Source organism: Mycolicibacter heraklionensis, assembly GCF_019645815.1.
In the GTDB taxonomy this organism is placed as follows: domain Bacteria; phylum Actinomycetota; class Actinomycetes; order Mycobacteriales; family Mycobacteriaceae; genus Mycobacterium; species Mycobacterium heraklionense.
Genome location: NZ_CP080997.1, coordinates 15,063 through 37,036, shown reverse-complemented (window position 1 = coordinate 37,036; position 21,974 = coordinate 15,063). Strand labels below are relative to the sequence as shown.

Sequence of the window (21,974 nt, the reverse complement as noted above, 5' to 3'; positions counted from 1 at the left end):
GAACCCTTTTGGAGATTACGGCGTGAGCAATACCTTCACCACGTCTCCGGACCGGGCCGCCACCGCACGATAGGCGTCGGCCGCGTCGTCCAAGGCCATCTCGGTGGTGAAGATGCCGTCCACCGACAGCCGCCCGGATTGAAGCAGCGGCACCAGCTGGGGCCACGTCTGTTGCACGGGCGCGGTGGTCATCCGTAGGGTGACGCTGCGCAGCAGCGCCGGCAACGCCGGGAACGGGAACGGTTGCAGGTCATGCACGCCGACCACCGACACCGTTCCACCGGCCCGTATCGCGGTCAGCGCGTCGGACATCGTGGTGTCCGAGCCGACCGCGTCGATCACCGCATCCACACCGCGCCCATCGCTGAGCTCCATGGCCGCGGCCGTGGTCGGCGGCTCCGCCGGGGTCACACCCATCAGCGCCGCCCGTTCCCGACGTGCACGCACCGGATCGACGCCGAGAACCGTTGCTGCACCGAGGAACAGCGCACTGCGTGCCGCACACAGGCCAACCGCGCCCAACCCGATCACCGCTACCGTGCCGCCGACCGGGATGTCGGCGCGCAGCGCCGCAGCCCATCCGGTGGCGAGGTTGTCGGTGAGCAACAGAGCTTCGGCGTCAACGATCCCCTCGGGAATGCGGGCCAGCTGAAAGTCGGCGCCCGGCACGGCAAGCAGCTCCGACTGTGCGCCGCCCAGCAGGCCCGATCCGAAGATCTGCGGGCCCGAATGGCACCGGATCGGGTCGAGGGTGCCGCACCCGGCGCAGTGTCCACAGCCCGCGACCGAGGACACCATCACCCGGTCGCCCACCCGCACCGAGTGCACCTGCGAGCCGACCTCGACCACGGTGCCGATGGCCTCGTGACCCAGCGGAACGGGGTCGGCGATCGGGTAGTCGCCTTCGTAGAAGTGCAGATCGGAGCCGCAGATCGCGGTCGCGGTCACCTCGACGACGGCGCCGTCGGCCCCGGGCAACTCGGGGTCCGGACGGGTGTCGACACGGATCGATCCGGGCCCATCGATTACGACACTGCGCATGTCACGATCCTTCAGCTAGTGCTTGAACCTTGCCGAGCACGTCGGGGTAGCGCTTGAGGTGCGCGCCGCCGTTGACGTCGAAGGTGGATCCGGTGATCCAGCCGGCGCGTTCCGAGGTCAGGAACTCCACGGTCTGCGCGATGTCGTCGGGGATGCCGGAGCGCCCGAGCGGGGTGTTTTCGATGTACTCGTCGGTGAGCCCGGGCACCATCGCCAGGCCGGCGACCAGGGGAGTGTCGACCAGGCCGGGAGAGACCGCGTTGACCCGGATACCGCGGGCGCCCAGCTCCAACGCAGCCACCTGGACCAGCATCAGCACCCCGGCCTTGGCGCTGCAGTATGCGGCCATCGTGGTGCCGGGCTGACGCCCGTTGAGGGAGGAGATTGCGACCACGCTGCCGCCGTCTTCGAGGGTGCGGGCCGCATGTTTGATCACCAGCATGGTGCCGGTGAGGCAGACGTCGATCGTGGTCTGCCAGCCGGACAGCTCGATGTCGGCGATGGGCCCGATGATCGACAAGCCGGCGCAACTGACCACCGTGCGGAGCGGCCCGGCTTCGCGGGCGACGGCGAATGCCGCTGCGACACTGGCCTCGTCGGTCACATCCGCGGCGACGGCGGTGGCCGCATCGCCCCGTCCATGCGCCGGTCCCAGCTTCGCCTCTCCTCCGTCGAGCCTCGCTGAACCGGCGAGTTCGGCGGCCCGGGCCCGTGCGGCTTCCTCGTTGATGTCGGCGATCACCACGTGATCACCGCGCGCGACCAGGGCGTGCGCGGAGGCCAACCCGATCCCGGAAGCGCCGCCCACGATCAGGGCCACGGGTTTCTGAGCCGTCATCGTCGCGCTCCCATCGTCGTGGTGTTTCGGTAGGTGCGCTCGCGTTCGGGACGCACCCACAGCGTGTCGCCACCGACGTCGGTGCCGTCGGCCGCCAGCACGCGTTTGAGGATCTTGTTGGTGGCCGTCGAGGGCAGCTCCGCGGTGACCCGGACATACCGCGGCCAGGCCTTGGGGGAGAGGTCCTCTTGCGCCGCAAGGAAATCGGCGAACTCGGCCTCGGTCAGCTGCGCGTCGTCGCGCAGCACCAGCGCGGTCATCACCTGGTCGCCGACATTGCTGTCCGGCACGGCGTACACCGCGGCCTGGTTGATGTCGGGGTGGCGCATCAGGATCCGCTCGATCGGCGCCGCCGCCAGGTTCTCGCCGTCGACCCGCATCCAGTCGGCGGTGCGCCCGGCCAGATAGATCCAGCCGTCGGCGTCGGCGTAGGCGAGATCGCCTGACCAGTACATGCCGTCGCGCATCCGCTCAGCGGTGGCGTGAGCGTTGTTGTAGTAGCCCGAGAAGAATCCCGACCCGGCGGTGTTGACCAGTTCGCCGATCGCCTCGTCGGCGTTGGTCAGCACACCGTGCTCGTCGAAGACCGCCGGCGGGCACTCGGCGTTCGTGTCGCTGTTGTAGATGGCGACGCCCGGGAATCCGCGTCCCACCGAACCGGGCGGGGTGCCCTCATCGCGGGTGATGGTGACGGCGTTCTCGGTGGAGCCGAAGGCGTCGACCACGTGGACACCGAACCGGCGGGCGAACTCGCCGATGTCGCGTTCGGAGGCCTCGTTGCCGAAGGCGACCCGGAGCGGATTGTCGGCGTCATCGGGCTGCTCGGGATGTGCCAGCAGGTAGGCGAACGGCTTACCGACGTAGTTCATATAGGTGCCACCGTAGGCGCGGATGTCGGCCAAGAACCGCGAAGCCGAGAACTTCGCCGGCGCCATGGCCGCACCGGCGGCCACCGCGGGGCCGAAGCCGGCTGCGATCGCATTCGAATGGAACAGCGGCATGGACAGGTAGACGACGTCGTCGGCACCCAACTCGAATCGCTCGGTGAGGCTCTGCCCGGCGACCAGCACCATGAAGTGGCTCACCAGAACCGCTTTTGGGTCACCACTGGTGCCGGAGGTGAAAATCAGCATGAACGGATCCAGCGGCGCGACCTGCCTGTGCGGTTGCAGTTCCCCGGCTCCAGCGCACTGCGCGGCCCAAGCCGGGTCATCGACGTCGATGATCGTGACGGCGGGCAGGTCCAGTCCCTGCAATAGTGCGCGGTGCTCGGCGTCGACGAGCAGGATCTGCACGTCGGCGGTGCGCAGGTCCCCGGCGAGCGCCGAGCCGCGGCGGGTGTCGTTGACCCCGCACAGGACGTACCCGCCCAGCCCGGCGGCGGCGAGCGCGGTCAGCATCGCGGGGGTGTTGCCCAGCAGGGCGCCGACGTGCATCGGCCGGCTGGTATCGGCGCGGGCGATCACCGCGGCGCCGTGACGGGCTGCGCGGTCGAGGTATTCCTGCCAGGTCCAGCGTGTCTGCCGACCGTCGGCGTCGTTGTAGAGCACCGCCAAACCGGTGTGCCCGGCGCGTTCGGCGAGCAGTTGTTGCATGGTCTCCGCCATCAGACCTCCTAACCCGTGACCGTAGCGGTCGCGTCGGCCAGGTGCCGGGTCAAAAAGGCGATCTGGTGCTCGGCGACGTGATCGAACCAGTCGCCACAGGCGAAGACGTCGAAGTGGTCGCAGGGGTAGTGCCGTACTTCGGCGCGGGCGGCGAACGCCGCTTTGGCGGCAGCCTGCGGGGGAGCGCCACGGTCGAAATCGGCTATCTGCACCAGGATCGGGCAGGCGATGGACTCGGCGTGCTTGGCCGCCGGCCGATAGGAGCCGAGCTGGACACCGACCTGGGCGTCGATCTCGTTGCGCCAGGTCGGACCGGCCATCGCGGTGTAGGCCGCGTGGTAGCCGTCGGCGGTCAGGGTGGCCAGCTCCCCGGGGCGGCCCACCAGGGGAATGGTCGCGGGCGGGCCTCCGAAGCGTTGGGCCAGCGCGCTGCGCCAACCCGTGGCCGTCGACCGCAGCATCGCTGCCGGGCGATGGTGCGGGAGCGCCGCGACCGCGGCGACGGGACCGCTGACCAGTGGGGTCAGCGCGATGGCGGCGGCGACGCCGGGCGTGGTGGCGGCCACCTCGAAGACATGCCCGCCGCCCAGCGAGACTCCCCACACCACTGTGCGGCGAGGATCCACACCGGGCTGCTCGGCCGCTGTGGCACAGGCCGCGCGGAAGTCGTCGATCTGTTCTTGCATCGAAATCCGTTGGCGCGGTTGTGCTTCTGATGCACCGAAATACCGGTAGTCGAAGGCGAAGGCGGCGAAGCCGGCTGCGCTGAGTCGTTCGGCGAACGGGATGAGGCCGGAGTCGACGGTGCCGCCGAGGCCGTGTCCGAGCACCACGACCGGCGCGCCGTTGTCGTCATCACCATGCGCGGCGGGGAAGAACTGTCCGACACAGGTGGCGCCGCCACTGCCGAAGCGAATGGTCGCGCTCATGCGGATGCCTCCATCTCGCGCACACCGGCCCATCCGGGCGCACCGAGGTCGGCGGCGCGTCGGCTGCCGCGCGGGATCTCGGCGGTGCGCATGTCGTGTTCGTAGAGGAAGTAGTCGAGTTGCTGGGTGTGGCGCGGGGTGTCGAGCATGTGGCCGGTGTACTTGCGCTTGTCGGCGTCGATCACCCGGCGCATCTCGGCGACCGACGGCAGCCGGTAGCGACCGGCCGCGTAGGCGCCGATCAGGCGGGCCTGTGACTCGACGAACGGGAACAGCGTCGGGGTGGCTTGCGCGAAGCCGGCGAACACCAAGTCGTCGATGCCCGGATAGAACATCCGCTTGTACAGGTCGATCCGATTGTCCGGCGCGCTGATGAACTCCGGGTCGAAGAACGGGAAGGTGATGTTGTAGCCGGTGGCATAAATGATGACGTCGAACTGGCCGCTGGTGCCGTCGGTGAAATGCACGGTCTCCCCGTCGAACCGGCTGATGTTGGGCTTGGGGATGACGTCGCCGGACCCGAGTCGCAACGGCAGTTCCACCGATTGGGTCGGGTGCGCCTCGAAGAACTTGTGGTTGGGGGTGGGCAGCCCGAGATCCTCCGGACGTCCGGCGATGATCGGCTGCGCCCACTGAGCGACCTTGCGCTGCCAGGAGAACGGCAGATACGGGCTGGTGCGGAAGTACTTGTCGGCGGGCTTGCCGGCCAGATACTTCGGCACGATCCAGGCGCCCGAGCGAGTCGACAGGGTCAGCTCGTTGTCCAGGGCCTTCGACGACAGCTCGACGGCGATGTCGGCGGCACTGTTGCCCAGGCCGACGACCAGAATCCGCTTGCCGCTGAAGTCCAGCGGCGTCTTGGGGTCGATGTAGTGGTGGGCATGCAACGTCTGGCCGCTGAATTCGCCCGGGAAGTCCGGCAGGCGCGGGTCCCAGTGGTGCCCGTTGGCGACCACCAGCAGGTCGAACCGGCGGCGCCCGCCGCCAGTCAGTTCCAGCTCCCAGCCGCCGCCGGGAAGCCGCTGCGCGTGGGCGACCTCGGTGCCGAACTCGATGTGGCGTTTGAGGTCGAACGCCGCCGCATAGGACTCCAGGTACTCCTTGACCAGCGTGTGGTGCAGGAAGTCGGGGTAGTGGTCCGGCATGGGGAAGTCGCGGAACGACAGCTGGTGCTTGGAGGTGTCGATGTGCAACGAGCGGTAGGCGCTGGAATGTCCGTTCGGGTTGCCGAAGGCCCAGTTGCCGCCGATCCGGTCGGAGGACTCGAAGCAGGTGTAGTCGATCGCGTAGTCGTTCAACATCTTTCCGGCGGTCAGGCCGCTGATGCCGGCACCGATGATCGCGGTGCGAGGTGAGGGCATGGGGAACCTCCGGGATCTGGGGTAGACAGGTTTGCAGAAGTGTCTACGTGACGCGTGGCAATAGTACACACATCGGCGAATGTGTCTACTCCTTGTTAGGCTTGCCGACCAGGAGGTGGCCGTGAACGCAGCGTCAGCGTCGTCCACGTCCCCGTCGACAACCGACCGGCTTCTCGATGCGACTGAGAAACTGTTGGCCGACAAGGGGATTCGCGCGACGACGATGATCGACGTCGCCCAGGCAGCCGGGGTGTCCCGGGCCTGGCTGTACCGGAACTTCCCGGACAAGCCCACGCTGGTCGGCGCTGCGATCATCCGGCTCATCGAGACCAGCTGGGCGCAGACCCGCGCCGAGCTGTCGACGCTCACCGGCTTCGAGGACCAACTGGTGGCCGGCGTCCAGATCGGACGCCGCGCCTACGACGACCCCGGAACACTGCTGATGCGGCTGCGCACGGCGGAGCCCGAGGAGTTCACCGCCTGCGCCGGCGCGGGGGTCCGCGGCCTGGTGCCCGACCTCGCGGCGTTCTGGTTTCCGTTCGTGGAAGCCGCCGCCGAAAGTGGAGATATCCATCCCGACACCGACCTGCCCGAGGCCAGCGAATGGGTCGCGCGGGTGATGATCAGTCTCGGAAGTGTGCCGGGAAATCACATGGATCCCGACGACCCGGAGGCCGTGCGGCGGCATCTGTGTCGGTACGTGCTGCCGGGGCTGCGACAGGCGCCGACGACTGCGACACCGAAGGGCAAGCGATGACGGAATGGTTCTTGTACCTCCCGCAAACCAGAATCGGCCTCGCCGACCTGGTGTCGCGGGTCCGCGCGGCAGAGGCCTCCGGTTTCGACGGCGTGGCATTCCTCGATCACCTGGACACCCCGATGGACCCCACTTCGCCGCTGTGGGAGGCGATGACCGTGGCCACCTGGGTCGCCGCCCACACCGAACGGATCAAGGTCGGCCACGTGGTGCTGTGCGACGGGTTCCGGCATCCGGCGGTGCTGGCCAAACAGGCGACCACCCTGGCCGAAGCATCTGGCGGACGCTTCGAATTGGGGCTCGGCTCCGGCTCGATGCCCGACGAACTGGTCAAGTACGGCATTACCACGGCTGGCCCGCGGGAACGCATCGATGCGCTGGGGGAGACGTTGGCAGCGTTGCGTGAGTACTGGAGCACCGAGGGGGAGCGGGCGCAGACGCCCGCACCGACCGAGCCGATCCCCCTGGTGCTCGGCGGCGTCGGCCCCCGCATGCTGGAGCTGGTACGCCGGTACGCCGATTGGTGGAACCTTCCCGCTACACATGTGCACAAGTTGCCCGAGCTGCTGCCCGCGATCGGGTCTGCCCGCGCCTCGGTGCAGCAGATGGTCGGTTTCGCCCGATGCGACCAAGACGTGGTGGCGGTAACGGAGACGGCGCAGCGGCGGTTCGGCCGGCTGGGATCGGGCCTGGTGTGCGGTGACGCCGCAGCGCTGGTCGAACATTTCGGTCGGCTGGAAAGCCAGGGGGCACAACGGTTCTACGTCTGGTTTGCTGATTTCGCGCCACCGGAGTCGATCGCCGAGTTCGCCGAGACCGTGATCCGGGCGAGTCGCTGAGCTCGTCAGCGTGATCGGCGCGGTGCGTTCCAGCGGATCTCGATGTCGTCGGAGTCAGTCATCGGGCTGTCCAGATCGTCGGTGACGCGCACGCCCACCCGGCGCTGGGTGGTGGCGTCGACGAAGCTGAGCGGCGGAGCCCCGTCCTGGAGGTACTTGTCGCCCCACTGCATCAGCGACAGAAAGACCGGCAACAGGTCTTCGCCGGCGGGGGTCAGCCGATACTCGTCGCGGACCCGCTGCCCGGATTCCTGGTAGGGCACCCGGCGGATGATCCCGGCGGACTCGAGTTGCTTGAGCGCCCGGGAGACCGCCGGCGCCGAGGCGCCCAGGCGCGCGGTGAAGTCCTCGAAGCGCCTGGTGCCGTAGAAGCATTCGCGCACCACCAGGAATGCCGTCTTAGTGCTGAGCACATCGAGCAGCCTGGCCGCGGAACACGCATCGCCGGCCGACCACTGTGTGCGGTCCCGTAACCGGGGCTCGAACTCCATGCGGGCCAGCTTACGTGACTAACACTTGCGTTATCCAGATATCCGTGCTTCGCTCTTACTAACGCCATCGTTAGTCAGTGTGGAGAGGATCGGGAAATGGTTGCAGTAGAGGGCAAGGTCGTGGTGGTCACCGGTGGGCGCCGCGGACTGGGGGCGGCATTGGTCGACGAGGTGCTGGCCCGCGGTGCCCACAAGGTGTACTCGACCGCCCGTACCGCATTCACCGATGCGCGCCCGCAGGTGGTGGCACGCCCGCTGGAGGTGCGCTCCGCCGAGTCGGTGGCGGCATTGGCAGAGGTGGCCCGCGACGCCGAGCTGGTGTTCAACAACGCCGGCATCCTGCTGCCGGACGCGTTGCTGACCGGCTCATTCGAGCGCATCACCGACACGTTCGACGTCAACGTTTTCGGCCCGCTTCGCGTCGCGCGAGCCTTCGCGCCGATCTTGGCGGCCAACGGCGGCGGGGCGCTGGTCAACATGCATTCGGTGTTGTCCTGGCTGGCCGGCTCCGGCGCCTACGGCGCTTCCAAAGCCGCCGCCTGGTCGGTGACCAACTCACTGCGCACCGAGCTGGCGGCGCAGCACACCCAGGTGGTCGGCGTGCATGCCGGATTCATCGACACCGACATGGTCTCGGCCATCACCATGCCCAAGGTGACGCCGGCCGAGGTGGCGCGGCGCATCGTCGACGGCGTGGAATCCGGTGCCGCCGAAGTGCTGGCCGACGACGTGTCCGTCGGCGTCAAGGCTGCGCTGTCCGGGCCGGTCGAGAACCTGTCCTTCGCTCTGTCCCACTGGACACCCGTCAACCAAGGAGCACTGAACCGCCATGCCATTGTGGACAATTCACCACACCCCGGGGATCTTCGATGCCGAGGAGAAGCGCGCGCTGGCGTCCCGAATCACCGACCACTACGAGAGCGCCGGGCTGCCGCGCTTCTACGTGGTCACCGTCTTCCACGAGACCGTGCCGGAGGACTTCTATGTCGGTGGTGAGCCCACCCAAGTCGGTGTTCGCGTCGTCATCGACCACATCGCCCGTCACTCCGTCGACAAGGAAGGCCGCCGGCGGATCGCCGAATGGATCAACCAGATCCTTACCCCGACGCTTGATCAGCGCCCCGGTCTGCACTGGGAATTCCATGTCGACGAAACCAGCGAAGAACTGTGGATGATCAACGGGCTGGTACCGCCGCCCGGGGGATCGGACGCCGAGAAGCGGTGGGCTAGAGATAATTCCGTGTCGGCATACTAGTGTGCGGCGGGTCAGCTAGCGTTTTCAATACTCTCGCCAGCCGTCGAATACCGCCCTATGGTAGTTACAGGGCCTATAAGCCCACCGTACGGCAAACGGCTCTTGACTCCTGGCGCTCCCGGGACGTGCGGAAACGTGGTGGAGCGTTCGCCTACGATTCTGTGGGTAGAGCCGGACGCGGGCCAATTATGGGAGCCGTCGCCTTCCATGCGTTCAGGGCTCCCGGCTAATTCGCGCCGTCCGTAAAGCAGTAGCGTTGTCCGCAGCCATAATGCACTTTACTCGGTCGGGCTATCCTACCGAACTATCCGACGGGATGAACTATGACCGCAATTTTTGCCAGATCGCGCGCTAACTTCCTCTGCTTACTCGGAGCAAGTTGCCGAATACCATTAATGATGGCATGCGCAGCGTTTCTTGGATGATCTGGCTCCGGCGCGTCGGGCGGCCAAGGATCAGCAATGGTCTGCAGTCCGTGACACAAGGGTTCAGTACCAGAAATCGATGCGACCGCATTATGAGGCTTTCGGCACACATCCTCGTATGTCAGAGACCGCCGCGTTACTATCGTTTGTGAGTAGATGGAAAGTCCCGTCTCATCTGAACGCAGCTTGAAGCATGCGCTGCTGAGCCGCGCTTCGCCTGTTTCGGTATTTACGACACAGAAGGCTTCATCTTCAAGGCTTGGTATGCGTCGGAGTAGCTTATCGCGTTCAAAATCGCTCGGGGCAAGGTCAGCTGTAGAAGGTGATCTGCTCTCCACCGTAACCCGCCGTCGCATTATCAAGTTCCTTGCCCACGCCCCGAAGTAGCTCGACAATCCGTGGACCTCGCGCCTCCTCGTCGATGAAGCCGCTTTCATTCAATGCCAAATAGATATACAGAGAGTCATCTGCCAGGCACTCGATTTCGATATCTAAACCGCCGTGGTGCCATTCGATTTGAATACCTCCGCCCGCCAAGGGGAAAATTTGAGCGGGTATCCGCGGCCTAATAACCCAAATTGCCCAGATAGCGTTTATGCTAGCCGCATCCGCGGGAGCTAAGTCGTGCTGACCGCAGTCCGGCGATAGTAGCCCGGCACGCAAGCCATTTAGTCGATTAACGGCATCTTCGATGACAGTCCGTAACATTGGACCCGGGTCTGGAAGTTTGATAGTCACTTCGTTGAGGGGCGATGGTTCCTCGTACAGAAATTTCCTCGGCAGCGTTGCAGAGCCGTGCGCGTATAGATTCCGTGCTGCTTGGCCCATCTGCAGAGTAGTACCCGAAGTTAGAGAAGGCATAGTTACCATTGCTATTCACGTCCCCATCGCGACTGCATTTCGTCCGTGGTAATTGCAGCGAACGTTCCAACTACAAATTCACGCGCTAAGTCCAATGCGCTGTCCGGCGGCCGTGTTTCATCGACTCGAGTGCAAGCGACGATTTGCAAGACTACTGGATGGCCTGCCGTGCTTGCATCCACGTTTGCGATGATGGTCAAAGTTGTTTGTGCAGCTGGGACCTCCCGTACCTGGGTAATCGAAGTTAGCTCGATATCGTCTCTCGAGAGTTCGTCGTAGTTCATCTTGAGAACGTCAGCAATCGGTACCCGCGCGTCATCCGAATCGCTATGAATCACGTTGATGTAGGTAACTTCTGCGTTGTGTGGTTGAATAGCCGGAGCCACGCCTTGCTCGGCAACAAATTCGTTAAAGTCGAGCCACCGTTCCAGAAAATTTGCACGCAGCGCGTCGTAGCGTGGATAGGGTTTTTCAATTGTGGGGACGGCTCGCCAATTTGCTATCAGTCGATCGCGTTGGACTTGTACAACTTGATCGCCCTCGGAATTGAGGAACCACAAGCGACGCGGCGGGGGACCGATATCTATCCGGAACCCTTGCGACTGTGTCGCTGTTTCCAAGTAAGGCTGCTCGATCGCTTCCGGAAGTTCCGTCGCCCATCGCGTACGGAGGTCGGACATGGCTGCGAACTGCAGTCCCATCAGTGGGCTGAAGCCAAAAGACAACGCGACCTCGGTGACCGGTGGCTTCCGAAAGCTGGGCAAAGTCAACCCAGACACGCCCTTTGCCTCCATGTCACGAGAGTACACAGCGCGCCTTGAAACCTGCGGGACGCATCCTCGCATGTCCCATTGCGCGCCGCCGTTCCCTTGACTCCGTGAATTTGAGCCGGCCCCGAGCACGGAACCACCCGCACGAGAACGTTGCGTACCAACCACAACTACTGGCCCAACAAACAGAAAAACCCCGACAAAAGCCGGGGCCAATCCGTAACCGATGACGCGACTCATGTGTAACCCATGACCCGACTCATCACACTGTGGGCGAAGGGGGACTTGAACCCCCACGTCCCGAAGGACACTGGCACCTGAAGCCAGCGCGTCTGCCATTCCGCCACTCGCCCGAGCAACCGGGGGAGCCTATCACGGGTCCCCTTACCCCTAAAAAATCGGCTCCGCCCCCGCCGCCCAGCCCCTCGGAGCCCCGCCCAAGCCGCCGTGACCCCTTCGTGACCTGGTCTTATCCGATTCTCCGCCGAAGAAGGGTGCCGCCGTGGCACCCCGGGTCGATACCATGTCCAGGGCGGATGCAGCTGAGCGACACGCCGCGGCAGCGTCCCCGATACAACTGATGACGGCGGAGAGTAAGGCGGGTAGCAGCTTGGACAGCCAGCGCGGGCTGGTTCATCGCATCGAGCGCAAACTCGAATCCGCTGTGGAGGATGCGATGGCCCGGGTCTTCGGAGGGGAAGTCCTCCCCGAGGAAGTCGAGGCTGCGTTGCGCCGCGAAGCCGCCGCCGGCGTGCGCGCCCTTGCCGGAAATCAACTTTTGGCGCCCAACGAATACGTCATTACCCTCGGTATGGACGACTACGACAAGGTGGGCGCCGACCAGGATCTGACGTCGAAGGCCTTCGCCCGGCATTTGGCCGGGTACATCGGCGAACAGGGGTGGCAAACGTATGGTGATGTGGTTGTCCGGTTCCAGCAGTCGCCGAGCCTGCGTACCGGCCAGGTCCGCGCACGGGGTGGGGTCAACCCTGACGCCAGCCCCCACAAGACGCTCAACGAATCCCGCCCGCCACAATCAGTTCATGCGTTTACCGCAGAATCAGGAGTGCCTCCGATGACCGATAACCCGAGCTACCACGGCGCCCACGGGCAGGATCGTCCCGGCGACGACTACTACGACCCGCGCTACGGCCGGCCGGCCGACGATGCTCGCGGCGGTCAGGACCCCCGTGGCCCCTACGCACCCGAGGCCGAGCACTACCAGCAGGAGCAGCGCGGCGGCTACCCCGACCAGGGCCAGGGCGGCCCCGGTGCGTACGCCCCGCCCCGCCGTCCCGAGCAGGGCGGCTACCCCGGCCAGGGCGGCGGTTACGCCCCGCCGGCCCAGCCCTACGAGCAGCGTCCGCCCAGCGGCTACGGCGCCCCCGCCGGCTATGAGCAGGGCTACCCGCAGCACCAGCCCCCCGCGGCGCCCGCCTACCCGGCCGGCGGCCAGCCCGGCTACGGCGACTACGAGCGCCCACCGGCCCGCCAGGACGACTACTCCTACCCCGAGGCCCAGTACGAACATCAGCGTCCCGCCTACCCGGACCAGGGTGGGTACGACCAGGGTGCCCCGTCCTACGGCCGCCAGGACTACGGGCAGCCCGGCTACGGCTACGGCGAGGCGCCGCCTGCTCCCGCTGGTTACGACTACGGCCAGCCCGCACCCGGCGGCTATGGCGAGGGCCAGGGAACCCAAGGGGGCTACGACTACGGCCAGCCCGCACCCGGCGGTTACGGGGAGGCGCCGGGCGGCGGCTACGGCCAGCGTGCCTACAGCGCTCCCGCCTCGGTCACCCTGCAGCTCGACGACGGCAGCGGCCGGACCTACCAGCTGCACGAGGGCGCCAACGTGGTGGGCCGCGGCCAGGACGCCCAGTTCCGGTTGCCGGACACCGGGGTGTCGCGCCGTCACCTCGAGATCCGCTGGGACGGCCGGGTGGCCCTGCTGTCGGACCTGAACTCCACCAACGGCACCACGGTGAACAACGCCCCGGTCCAGGAGTGGCAGCTGGCCGACGGCGACGTCATCCGGCTGGGCCACTCCGAGATCATCGTCCGGGTCCACTAGGCACGGCGGCAGCGTCCCTCGACTGACAATCTCAACCAGCAAAGCGCTGCCGCTTTGCCCTACGGCCCCCCGCGCCCAAGTATCGTGACTTTGCCGAAGTGCTCCGCAGTAAGGAGCACGCCGTGGGCTGCGCGACAACGGAGAGGACGCCGGATGCAGGGACTGGTACTGCAGCTGACGCGAGCCGGTTTTTTGACGTTGTTGTGGCTGTTCATCTGGTCCGTGCTGCGGATATTGCGGACCGACATCTACGCACCCACCGGCGCGGTGATGGTCCGCCGGGGCCTCTCGATCCGGGGCGTGCTGCTGCCGCCGCGCCAGCAGCGGACCACCGCGCGGCATCTGGTGGTGACCGAGGGGCCGCTGACCGGGGCACGCATCGCGCTCAGCGATCAGCCGGTCCTGGTGGGCCGCGCCGACGATTCGACGCTGGTGCTCACCGACGATTACGCCTCCACCCGGCACGCTCGGCTATCTCAGCGGGGCACGGAATGGTATGTCGAAGATCTGGGTTCGACCAACGGCACCTACCTTGACAGGGTGAAGGTGACCACTGCGATACGGGTTCCGATCGGCACGCCGATACGCATCGGCAAGACCGCGATCGAGCTCCGCCGGTGAGCCTGGTTCTGCGGTACGCCGCCCGCAGCGACCGCGGTCTGGTGCGCTCCAACAACGAGGACTCCGTCTACGCCGGAGCCCGGTTGTTGGCATTGGCCGACGGCATGGGTGGGCACGCGGCCGGTGAGGTCGCGTCGCAACTGGTGATCGCCGCGCTGGCACATCTCGACGACGACGAGCCCGGTGGCGACTTGCTGGCGAAGCTGGAAAGCGCCGTGCGGGAGGGCAACTCGGCGATCGCCGCCTATGTCGAAGAGCACCCCGAGCTCGAAGGCATGGGCACCACGCTCACCACCATCCTGTTCGCCGGCCCGCGGCTGGGGCTGGCCCACATCGGCGACTCTCGCGGCTACCTGCTGCGCGACGGCGAACTGACCCAGATCACCAAGGACGACACCTTCGTACAGACCCTGGTCGACGAAGGCCGCATCACCTTGGAGGAGGCGCACAGCCATCCGCAGCGCTCCCTGATCATGCGCGCGCTGACCGGCCATGAGGTGGAGCCGACGCTGATCATGCGCGAAGCGCAGGCCGGGGATCGCTACCTGCTGTGCTCCGACGGTCTGTCGGACCCGGTGAGCACCGAGACCATCCACGAGGCGCTGGAGATCCCCGACGTCAACGACTGCGCGCTGCGGCTCATCGAGTTGGCGCTGCGCGGTGGCGGCCCTGACAACGTCACGGTGGTGGTGGCCGACGTGGTCGACGTCGACTACGGCCAAACCCAGCCGATCCTGGCCGGGGCGGTCTCCGACAGCGACGACGACCACGTGATCGCCCTCAACACCGCCGCCGGCCGGGCATCGGCGATCTCCCCGCGCAAGACCGTCGCCAAGCGCGTGCTGCCGCGCATCGAAACCCCGGACCGGCCGCCCCGGTCCCGGCGGCGCAAGTTCATCATCGCGGCGCTGCTGCTGACGCTGCTGGGCGCCGCGTTGCTGGTCGGGCGGGCGGTCGTGCGGACCAACTACTACGTCACCGCCTACGGCGGCACGGTGGCGATCATGCGGGGCGTGCAGGGCTCGATCCTGGGGGTGCCGCTGCAGGAGCCCTATCTGCTCGGCTGCCTGGACAGCCGGGGTGAGCTGGTGCAGATCAGCTTCAGCCAGTCCGGCGACAAACTGGCCTGCCGGCTGATGACATTGCAGGACCTCCGCCCGCCGGCTCGCCAGCAAGTCAGCAACGGCCTGCCCGCCGGCACCCTCGACGACGCGATCACCCAACTGCGCAATCTGGCCCGCGATTCCCTGCTGCCGCCGTGCCCGCACGGGGCCACCGCCGGCACCAGCTCCACCCCGTCGCGCAACCCGTCCCCGGGTCTGGTCCCCACCGGCCCCCGGCCCGGCCCGCCGCCGCCCCCGCAAACCTCCGGAAAGCCGCGCCTGCCCACCCTGACCAACCTGCCGCCGGCACCTCCAGAACCGGGGACCGACTGCCGGGCGGCATCATGAGCACACAGCCGCAGCCGCCGGTGGCGCTGACCCCGGCGCTGCCGGACCGACGCAACGCCGAACTGCTGCTGCTGTGCTTCGCGACCATGATCATCGCCGTGGCGATGCTGATCGTCGAGGCCGGTCACGAGCAGGGCCTGCGCCCCGACCTGGTCGGCTACGGGGTGGCGTTTCTGGTGCTGTTCAGCTTCGCGCACCTGGTCATCCGGCGGTCGGCGCGCTACGCCGACCCGCTGCTGCTGCCGGTGGTGGCCCTGCTCAACGGCCTGGGGTTGGTGATGATCCACCGCATCGACCTGGGGGTCGGGATCGACGGCGCTGACGCCCGCCCCGGGGCCAGCGCGCAGATGCTGTGGACGCTGGTCGGTGTCGGGGTCTTCGCCCTGGTACTGGTGGCGCTCAAGGACCACCGCCAGCTCGCCGGCAGTGGCTACGTCTGCGGTCTGGTGGGCTTGGTGCTGTTGGTGATCCCTGCCCTGCTGCCCGCGTCGCTGTCCGAGCGCCAGGGTGCCAAGATTTGGATTCGGTTGCCGGGCTTCTCAATTCAGCCCGCCGAGTTCTCCAAGATCTTGTTGCTGATCTTCTTCGCCGCGGTGCTGGTGTCCAAGCGCCGGTTGTTCACCAGCGCCGGCAAGCACGTGCTGGGCATGAACCTGCCCCGGCCGCGCGACCTGGCGCCGTTGCTGGCCGCGTGGGTGATCTCGGTCGGCGTGATGGCGTTCGAGAAGGACCTCGGCACGTCCCTGCTGCTGTATGCGTCGTTCCTGGTGGTGGTGTACCTGGCCACCCGGCGGTTCAGCTGGATGGTGATCGGGATGCTGCTGTTCGCCGCCGGCAGCGTGGCCGCCTACTTCCTGTTCAGCCACGTCCGGGTGCGGGTGCAGACCTGGCTGGACCCGTTCGCCGACCCGGAGGGCGCCGGCTATCAGATGGTGCAGTCGCTGTTCAGCTTCGCCACCGGCGGCATCTTCGGCACCGGGCTGGGCAACGGCCAACCGGGTTATGTGCCCGCGGCCTCGACGGACTTCATCATCGCCGCGTTCGGCGAAGAGCTGGGCCTGGTCGGGTTGGCCGGGGTGCTGATTCTCTACACCATCGTGATCGTGCGCGGCATGCGCACGGCGATCGCGGTGCGCGACAGCTTCGGCAAGCTGCTGTCCGCCGGTTTGGCCGCCACGCTGGGCATTCAGCTGTTCATCGTGGTCGGGGGCGTGACGAAGCTGATTCCGCTGACCGGGCTCACCACCCCGTGGCTGTCCTACGGCGGATCCTCGTTACTGGCCAACTATGTACTGCTCGCGATCCTGCTGCGGGTCTCGCACGCCGCCCGCCGGCCGCTGAGCACGCAGCCCGTGCGCTCGGCCCCGATCGGCGACACCGGCACGGCGGTGATCGAGCGCGTATGAATACCTCCCTGCGCCGCGTCGCGATGACCCTGATGGCGCTGATCGTGCTGCTGTTGGGCAACGCCACCCTGACCCAGGTCTTCGCCGCCGACGGGCTGCGGGCCGACCCCCGCAATCAGCGGGTGCTGCTCGACGAATACTCCCGGCAACGCGGCCAGATCACCGCCGCCGGCCAACTGCTGGCCTACTCGGTCGCCACCGACGATCGAATCAAATACCAGCGCATCTACCCCGACCCCGCGGTGTATGCGCCGGTCACCGGTTTCTACTCGCTGCGCTACTCCAGCAGCGGCCTCGAGCGGGCCGAGGACACCGTGCTCAACGGATCGGACCCGCGCCTGTTCGGGCTGCGGTTGGCCGACTTCTTCACCGGCCGCAGCCCGCGTGGCGGCACGGTGGAGACCACCATCCGGCCCCGGGTGCAGCAAGCCGGCTGGGAGGCGATGCAGAAGGGATGCACCGGCGGCTGCCGCGGGGCGGTGGTGGCCCTGGAGCCGTCCACCGGCAAGGTCCTGGCGATGGTGTCGGCACCGTCGTATGACCCCAACCTGCTGTCCTCGCACGATTCGGCCAAGCAGGGCCAGGCCTGGCAACAGCTGCGCGACGACCCGGACTCGCCGCTGACCAACCGCGCCATCAGTGAGACCTACCCACCGGGCTCGACGTTCAAGGTCATCACGACAGCTGCCGCGCTGCAGGCCGGCGTCAGCGAGAACGAGCAGCTGACCAACGCGGCGCGCATCGCCCTGCCCGACAGCACCGTCACGCTGGAGAACTACGGCGGCAACACCTGCGAGGGCAGCGAGCAGACTGTTCCGCTGCGAGTCGCGTTCGCCCGATCCTGCAACACCGCCTTCGTCCAGTTGGGTATTCGTACCGGCGTGGACGCCCTGCGCAGCACCGCCCAGGGGTTCGGGCTGGATATCACCCCCGAACCGATGCCCCTGCAGGTCGCGGAGTCCACCGTCGGCCGGATCGGCGACGCCGCCGCGCTCGGAATGACCAGCATCGGCCAGAAGGACGTCGCGGTCACCCCGCTGAAGAACGCGGTCATCGCGGCGACCATCGCCAACGGCGGGCTGACCATGCAGCCCTACCTGGTCGACGGGCTGGAAGGTCCCGACCTGGCGGGCATCGCCACCACCCAGCCGCACGAGCAGCGCCGTGCAGTGTCCTCGCAGGTCGCGGCTAAGCTAACTGAACTAATGATCGACGCCGAAAGAATGACCCAGCAGGAGGGGGCCATCCCGGGCGTACAGATCGCGTCGAAGACCGGCACCGCCGAACACGGTCCCGATCCGCGGAACACCCCGCCGCACGCGTGGTACATCGCCTTTGCCCCGGCCAGCGCCCCGAAAGTGGCCGTTGCCGTTGTGGTGGAAGACGGTGGCGACCGGTTGGCGGCCACCGGCGGCGCATTGGCCGCACCGATCGGGCGGGCCGTCATCCAAGCCGCCCTGCAGGGGCGATCATGAGCCCCCAAGTCGGCGCGGCGCTGGCCGGGCGTTATCGGTTGCAGCGGCTCATCGCCACCGGCGGTATGGGCCAGGTGTGGGAGGCCGTCGACAACCGGTTGGGCCGCCGCGTCGCGGTCAAGGTGCTCAAGCCGGAGTTCTCCTCCGACCCGGAGTTCATCGAGCGGTTCCGGGCCGAGGCCCGCAACACCGCGATGCTCAACCACCCGGGTATCGCCAGCGTGCACGACTACGGCGAGACCGAGCTGGACGGCGAGGGCCGCACCGCGTTCCTGGTGATGGAACTGGTCAACGGTGAGCCGCTGAACTCGGTGCTCAAGCGGACCGGGCGGTTGTCGCTGCGGCACGCCCTGGACATGCTGGAGCAGACCGGGCGCGCCTTGCAGGTGGCGCACAGCACCGGGCTGGTGCACCGCGACGTCAAGCCCGGCAACATCATGATCACGCCCACCGGCCAGGTGAAGATCACCGACTTCGGCATCGCCAAGGCCGTCGACGCCGCGCCGGTCACCCAGACCGGCATGGTGATGGGCACCGCCCAATACATCGCTCCGGAGCAGGCGCTGGGGCAGGACGCCACCGCAGCCAGTGACGTGTACTCCCTGGGCGTGGTCGGCTACGAGGTGCTCTCAGGCCGTCGGCCGTTCACCGGAGACGGTGCGCTGACGGTAGCGATGAAGCACATCAAGGAACCGCCGCCGCCGCTGCCGGCCGAGTTGCCGCCCAACGTGCGCGAACTGATCGAGATCACGCTGGCCAAGAACCCGGGGATGCGCTACCGCAGCGGCGGCCCGTTCGCCGACGCGGTCGCCGCGGTGCGGTCCGGTCGCCGTCCCACCCGGCCCAGTCAGGCACTTCCGGTCGGGCGCGCCGCCCCGTCGGCCATCCCGTCGACGGCAGCCACCCGCGCCGCACCGCCGGTGTCGGCTCGAGCCACCGCGGCGCGCCGGGCCCGGCCCAGCGCCGGCAACCATCGCACGCCGCCCCCCCGACGCACGTTCACCGCCGGGCAGCGCGCGCTGCTGTGGGCGGCCGGGGTGCTGGGCACGCTGGCGATCATCATCGCGGTGCTGATCGTGGTCAACGCCAAGAGCCCGGGCGGCTCCCTGGCGCCGGCCACCGTCACCGACACCGGGGCACCACTGACCAGCTCGTCGAGCTCCGAATCGTCGTCGACGACACCACCCGCGCACTCGTCGGGATGGACCTGGCACAGGATTTCAGAATGACGACGCCGCAGCGGCTCTCCGACCGCTACGAACTCGGCGAGATCCTCGGCTTCGGCGGGATGTCGGAGGTGCACCGCGCCGTCGACACCCGGCTGCACCGCGAGGTGGCCGTCAAGGTGCTGCGCGCCGACCTGGCCCGCGATCCCAGCTTCTATCTGCGCTTCCGGCGGGAGGCGCAGAACGCCGCGGCCTTGAACCACCCGGCGATCGTCGCCGTCTACGACACCGGCGAAGCCGAGACCCCAGCCGGGCCGCTGCCCTACATCGTGATGGAGCTGGTCGAGGGCGTCACGCTGCGCGACATCGTGCACAACGACGGCCCGATGCCGCCGATCCGGGCCATCGAGGTGATCGCGGATGCCTGCCAAGCACTGAACTTCAGCCACCAGCACGGCATCATCCACCGGGACGTCAAGCCGGCCAACATCATGATCGACCGGCACAACGCGGTGAAGGTCATGGACTTCGGCATCGCCCGCGCGGTCGCCGACGCCGGCAACAGCGTCACGCAGACCGCCGCGGTGATCGGCACCGCCCAGTACCTGTCGCCCGAACAGGCTCGCGGCGAGGGCGTCGACGCCCGCTCGGACGTGTACTCGCTGGGCTGCGTGCTGTATGAAATCCTCACCGGCGACCCACCTTTCGTCGGCGACTCACCGGTGGCGGTGGCCTACCAGCACGTCCGCGAAGACCCGGTGCCCCCGTCGCAGCGGCTCCCGGGCCTGCCCGCCGACCTGGACGCGGTGGTGCTCAAGGCGTTGGCGAAGAACCCGGACAATCGCTACCAGACGGCCGCCGAGATGCGTGCCGATCTGGTGCGGGTCCACAACGGGGAGACTCCCGAGGCCCCCCGGGTGCTCACCGCGGCCGACCGTGCCTCGATCATGACGCCCCGGTCCGGCGATGGCGCCGCGGCGCAGACCGACCCGCTGCCGCGTCAGGAACTCGACTTCGCCCACGAGCGGCCGGGCTCGGTGGGCCGGTGGCTGATCGCCGCGATCGTGCTCGCCGTGTTGACCGTGATCGTCACGGTGTCGATCAACACGTTCGGCGGCCGTACCCACCAGATCCAGGTTCCCGACGTCAGCGGCCGTGCGTCGGTCGACGCGATCGCCGAACTACAGAACAAGGGCTTCAAGACCCGCACCGAGCAGCGCGCCGATTCCACCGTCCCGCCCGACCACGTGATCGGCACCGACCCGCCCGCCGGCGCCCCGGCGAACAAGGGCGACAAGATCACCGTCGACGTGTCCTACGGTCCCGAACAGCGCCAGCTTCCCGACGTGGCGACCCTGAGCTACGCCGACGCGGTCAAGAAGCTGACCGCCGCCGGTTTCGGCAAGTTCAAGCAGGTCAACTCGCCGTCGACCCCGGAACTCAAAGACAAGGTGATCGGCACCAACCCGCCGGCGAATCAGACCACGGCAGTCACCAACGAGATCATCATCGTGATCGGCAGCGGCCCGGCCACCAAGCCCGTTCCCGACGTCACCGGCCAGACGCTGGACCTGGCGCAGAAGAACCTGACGGTCTACGGATTCACCAAGATCACCGAAGTGACGGTGGACAGTCCGCGGCCGGCCGGTGAGGTGATCGCCACCAGCCCGCCCAGCGGCGAGACCGTGCCCGTCGACGCGGTGATCGAGCTACGGGTCTCCCGCGGCAACCAGTTCGTGATGCCGGATCTGACCGGCATGTTCTGGACCGACGCCGAACCGCAGCTGCGGGCCCTGGGCTGGACCGGGATGCTGGTCAAGGGCGCCGACGTCGACGCCGGCGGGTCCGGGCACAACCGGGTGCTCTACCAGAGCCCGGCAGCGGGCCAGGGCGTGAACACCGACGGCAACATCACGCTGCGCTTCGGCCAGTAGTCAGCTCGCCGTACTGCTGGCGATACGCGCGGTCTGCACGGTCGCGGCGATCTCCTCCTCCAACCGGCGCACCAAGGCGTCGTCGCAGGTGTAGCCGCAGTAGCTCAGCCAGTTGGCCAGCATCCGGTGACCGCCCTCGGTGAGGATGGACTCCGGGTGGAACTGCACCCCGTGGATGGGCAACTCGGTGTGCCGCACCGCCATGATCACCCCGCCGCGGGTGCGCGCCGTGGCCTCCAGAACGGGAGGCAACGTCTCGGGCAGGATCGTCAACGAGTGATAGCGGGTGGCCGTGAACGGGTCCGGCAAACCCTTGAGCACCCCGGCGTCGGTGTGGAAGACGGTGCTGGTCTTGCCGTGCAACAACTCCGGCGCCCGGCCCACGGTGCCGCCGAAGGCGACGCCGATCGCCTGGTGCCCCAGGCACACTCCCAGCACCGGGACCCGCGCCGCCGCGCATGCACCGACCAGAGCGATCGACGCACCGGCACGTTCGGGCGTGCCCGGTCCGGGGCTGAGCAGCACCCCGTCGAAGTCGGCAACGGCAGCGGCCGGGTCGGCCAGCCGGGCGTCGTCGTTACGCCAGACGGCAGCCTGTACGCCCAGCTGGCCCAGATACTGGACCAGGTTGAACACAAAGCTGTCGTAATTGTCGACGACGAGGATCCGCACG

The 21,974-nt window shown here is 67.5% G+C and carries 19 protein-coding genes, 1 tRNA gene and 1 pseudogene; 11 read left to right on the top strand and 10 right to left on the bottom strand.

Annotation, left to right across the window (positions count from 1 at the left end; translation table 11 throughout):
- Nucleotides 1–15: 15 nt before the first annotated feature.
- The 5 genes from K3U94_RS00175 to K3U94_RS00155 are packed head-to-tail and all read right to left on the bottom strand — an operon-like array spanning nucleotide 16 to nucleotide 5,776.
- Entirely contained in the window at nucleotides 16–1,041 is a 1,026-nt protein-coding gene (locus tag K3U94_RS00175) for an alcohol dehydrogenase catalytic domain-containing protein (protein WP_047320297.1), read from the bottom strand.
- Nucleotide 1,042: 1 nt separating this feature from the next.
- Complete coding sequence (locus tag K3U94_RS00170; protein ID WP_220695224.1) at nucleotides 1,043–1,879, bottom strand: SDR family NAD(P)-dependent oxidoreductase; 837 nt, start codon at nucleotides 1,877–1,879, stop codon at nucleotides 1,043–1,045.
- Nucleotides 1,876–3,486: a fatty-acid--CoA ligase FadD1 gene (gene fadD1, locus K3U94_RS00165; RefSeq protein WP_220695223.1), complete on the bottom strand. Its 1,611-nt coding sequence runs from the start codon at nucleotides 3,484–3,486 to the stop codon at nucleotides 1,876–1,878. The genes K3U94_RS00170 and fadD1 overlap by 4 nt, the downstream gene beginning before the upstream one ends.
- Nucleotides 3,487–3,494: 8 nt before the next feature.
- Nucleotides 3,495–4,415, bottom strand: a complete 921-nt coding sequence (locus K3U94_RS00160; RefSeq protein WP_220695222.1) for an alpha/beta hydrolase — start codon at nucleotides 4,413–4,415, stop codon at nucleotides 3,495–3,497.
- Nucleotides 4,412–5,776: a flavin-containing monooxygenase gene (locus K3U94_RS00155; RefSeq protein ID WP_047320294.1), complete on the bottom strand. Its 1,365-nt coding sequence runs from the start codon at nucleotides 5,774–5,776 to the stop codon at nucleotides 4,412–4,414. Before K3U94_RS00155 ends, K3U94_RS00160 begins: the two co-directional genes overlap by 4 nt.
- 121 nt (nucleotides 5,777–5,897) lie before the next feature.
- On the opposite strand from K3U94_RS00155, the gene K3U94_RS00150 reads away from it, so the two are divergent.
- Complete coding sequence (locus K3U94_RS00150; protein ID WP_230987322.1) at nucleotides 5,898–6,533, top strand: TetR/AcrR family transcriptional regulator; 636 nt, start codon at nucleotides 5,898–5,900, stop codon at nucleotides 6,531–6,533.
- Nucleotides 6,530–7,372, top strand: coding sequence for an LLM class flavin-dependent oxidoreductase (locus tag K3U94_RS00145; RefSeq protein ID WP_220695220.1), 843 nt, complete (start codon nucleotides 6,530–6,532; stop codon nucleotides 7,370–7,372). Before K3U94_RS00150 ends, K3U94_RS00145 begins: the two co-directional genes overlap by 4 nt.
- A gap of 5 nt (nucleotides 7,373–7,377) precedes the next feature.
- Here K3U94_RS00145 and K3U94_RS00140 read toward each other — a convergent pair whose 3' ends face one another.
- Nucleotides 7,378–7,863, bottom strand: a complete 486-nt coding sequence (locus K3U94_RS00140) for a winged helix-turn-helix transcriptional regulator (protein WP_220695219.1) — start codon at nucleotides 7,861–7,863, stop codon at nucleotides 7,378–7,380.
- A 96-nt stretch (nucleotides 7,864–7,959) separates the two neighbouring features.
- Here K3U94_RS00140 and K3U94_RS00135 point away from each other — a divergent pair.
- Together K3U94_RS00135 and K3U94_RS00130 are read left to right on the top strand one after the other, a co-directional pair.
- Nucleotides 7,960–8,658 (top strand): annotated as a pseudogene (locus K3U94_RS00135) (SDR family oxidoreductase); the annotation flags it as partial.
- 34 nt (nucleotides 8,659–8,692) lie between these two features.
- The gene (locus K3U94_RS00130) at nucleotides 8,693–9,118 is read left to right on the top strand and encodes a tautomerase family protein (RefSeq protein WP_220695218.1); all 426 of its coding nucleotides are present in this window, start codon (nucleotides 8,693–8,695) and stop codon (nucleotides 9,116–9,118) included.
- Between the two features lie 734 nt (nucleotides 9,119–9,852).
- Here K3U94_RS00130 and K3U94_RS00125 read toward each other — a convergent pair.
- The 3 genes from K3U94_RS00125 to K3U94_RS00115 form a co-directional block, all read right to left on the bottom strand.
- Complete coding sequence (locus K3U94_RS00125; protein ID WP_220695217.1) at nucleotides 9,853–10,371, bottom strand: hypothetical protein; 519 nt, start codon at nucleotides 10,369–10,371, stop codon at nucleotides 9,853–9,855.
- A 44-nt stretch (nucleotides 10,372–10,415) separates the two neighbouring features.
- Nucleotides 10,416–11,198 carry a TIGR04255 family protein gene (locus K3U94_RS00120; RefSeq protein ID WP_220695216.1) on the bottom strand — a complete coding sequence of 261 codons (783 nt, stop codon included), beginning with the start codon at nucleotides 11,196–11,198 and terminating at the stop codon, nucleotides 10,416–10,418.
- 246 nt (nucleotides 11,199–11,444) lie between these two features.
- Nucleotides 11,445–11,527, bottom strand: a tRNA-Leu gene (locus K3U94_RS00115).
- Between the two features lie 257 nt (nucleotides 11,528–11,784).
- Here K3U94_RS00115 and K3U94_RS00110 point away from each other — a divergent pair.
- From K3U94_RS00110 to pknB, 7 genes are all read left to right on the top strand, one after another.
- The gene (locus K3U94_RS00110; RefSeq protein WP_047321632.1) at nucleotides 11,785–13,248 is read left to right on the top strand and encodes an FhaA domain-containing protein; all 1,464 of its coding nucleotides are present in this window, start codon (nucleotides 11,785–11,787) and stop codon (nucleotides 13,246–13,248) included.
- 153 nt (nucleotides 13,249–13,401) lie between these two features.
- Nucleotides 13,402–13,869 carry an FHA domain-containing protein FhaB/FipA gene (locus tag K3U94_RS00105; RefSeq protein ID WP_047321631.1) on the top strand — a complete coding sequence of 156 codons (468 nt, stop codon included), beginning with the start codon at nucleotides 13,402–13,404 and terminating at the stop codon, nucleotides 13,867–13,869.
- On the top strand, nucleotides 13,866–15,320 hold the full coding sequence (locus K3U94_RS00100; RefSeq protein ID WP_220695215.1) for a PP2C family protein-serine/threonine phosphatase: 1,455 nt from the start codon (nucleotides 13,866–13,868) through the stop codon (nucleotides 15,318–15,320). The genes K3U94_RS00105 and K3U94_RS00100 overlap by 4 nt, the downstream gene beginning before the upstream one ends.
- Nucleotides 15,317–16,726: a peptidoglycan glycosyltransferase RodA gene (gene rodA / locus K3U94_RS00095; protein ID WP_220695214.1), complete on the top strand. Its 1,410-nt coding sequence runs from the start codon at nucleotides 15,317–15,319 to the stop codon at nucleotides 16,724–16,726. Before K3U94_RS00100 ends, rodA begins: the two co-directional genes overlap by 4 nt.
- A complete protein-coding gene (gene pbpA, locus K3U94_RS00090) occupies nucleotides 16,723–18,201 on the top strand; it encodes a D,D-transpeptidase PbpA (protein ID WP_047321140.1) in 1,479 nt (492 codons plus the stop codon). Before rodA ends, pbpA begins: the two co-directional genes overlap by 4 nt.
- Nucleotides 18,198–19,430 (top strand): protein kinase domain-containing protein, encoded by a 1,233-nt coding sequence (locus K3U94_RS00085; protein WP_220695213.1) that lies wholly within the window; start codon nucleotides 18,198–18,200, stop codon nucleotides 19,428–19,430. The genes pbpA and K3U94_RS00085 overlap by 4 nt, the downstream gene beginning before the upstream one ends.
- A complete protein-coding gene (gene pknB, locus K3U94_RS00080) occupies nucleotides 19,427–21,301 on the top strand; it encodes a Stk1 family PASTA domain-containing Ser/Thr kinase (protein WP_220695212.1) in 1,875 nt (624 codons plus the stop codon). The genes K3U94_RS00085 and pknB overlap by 4 nt, the downstream gene beginning before the upstream one ends.
- Here the strand turns inward: pknB and K3U94_RS00075 are convergent, their stop codons facing one another.
- The gene (locus tag K3U94_RS00075) at nucleotides 21,302–21,973 is read right to left on the bottom strand and encodes an aminodeoxychorismate/anthranilate synthase component II (RefSeq protein ID WP_220695211.1); all 672 of its coding nucleotides are present in this window, start codon (nucleotides 21,971–21,973) and stop codon (nucleotides 21,302–21,304) included.
- Nucleotide 21,974: the final 1 nt, after the last annotated feature.

Coding starts and splice junctions, on each gene's coding strand:
- K3U94_RS00175 (WP_047320297.1), bottom strand. CDS start 1,041: ATGCGCAGTGTCGTAATCGATGGGCCCGGATCGATCCGTGTCGACACC.
- K3U94_RS00170 (WP_220695224.1), bottom strand. CDS start 1,879: ATGACGGCTCAGAAACCCGTGGCCCTGATCGTGGGCGGCGCTTCCGGG.
- fadD1 (WP_220695223.1), bottom strand. CDS start 3,486: ATGGCGGAGACCATGCAACAACTGCTCGCCGAACGCGCCGGGCACACC.
- K3U94_RS00160 (WP_220695222.1), bottom strand. CDS start 4,415: ATGAGCGCGACCATTCGCTTCGGCAGTGGCGGCGCCACCTGTGTCGGA.
- K3U94_RS00155 (WP_047320294.1), bottom strand. CDS start 5,776: ATGCCCTCACCTCGCACCGCGATCATCGGTGCCGGCATCAGCGGCCTG.
- K3U94_RS00145 (WP_220695220.1), top strand. CDS start 6,530: ATGACGGAATGGTTCTTGTACCTCCCGCAAACCAGAATCGGCCTCGCC.
- K3U94_RS00140 (WP_220695219.1), bottom strand. CDS start 7,863: ATGGAGTTCGAGCCCCGGTTACGGGACCGCACACAGTGGTCGGCCGGC.
- K3U94_RS00130 (WP_220695218.1), top strand. CDS start 8,693: ATGCCATTGTGGACAATTCACCACACCCCGGGGATCTTCGATGCCGAG.
- K3U94_RS00125 (WP_220695217.1), bottom strand. CDS start 10,371: ATGGGCCAAGCAGCACGGAATCTATACGCGCACGGCTCTGCAACGCTG.
- K3U94_RS00120 (WP_220695216.1), bottom strand. CDS start 11,198: ATGGAGGCAAAGGGCGTGTCTGGGTTGACTTTGCCCAGCTTTCGGAAG.
- K3U94_RS00105 (WP_047321631.1), top strand. CDS start 13,402: ATGCAGGGACTGGTACTGCAGCTGACGCGAGCCGGTTTTTTGACGTTG.
- rodA (WP_220695214.1), top strand. CDS start 15,317: ATGAGCACACAGCCGCAGCCGCCGGTGGCGCTGACCCCGGCGCTGCCG.
- pbpA (WP_047321140.1), top strand. CDS start 16,723: ATGAATACCTCCCTGCGCCGCGTCGCGATGACCCTGATGGCGCTGATC.
- K3U94_RS00085 (WP_220695213.1), top strand. CDS start 18,198: ATGAGCCCCCAAGTCGGCGCGGCGCTGGCCGGGCGTTATCGGTTGCAG.
- pknB (WP_220695212.1), top strand. CDS start 19,427: ATGACGACGCCGCAGCGGCTCTCCGACCGCTACGAACTCGGCGAGATC.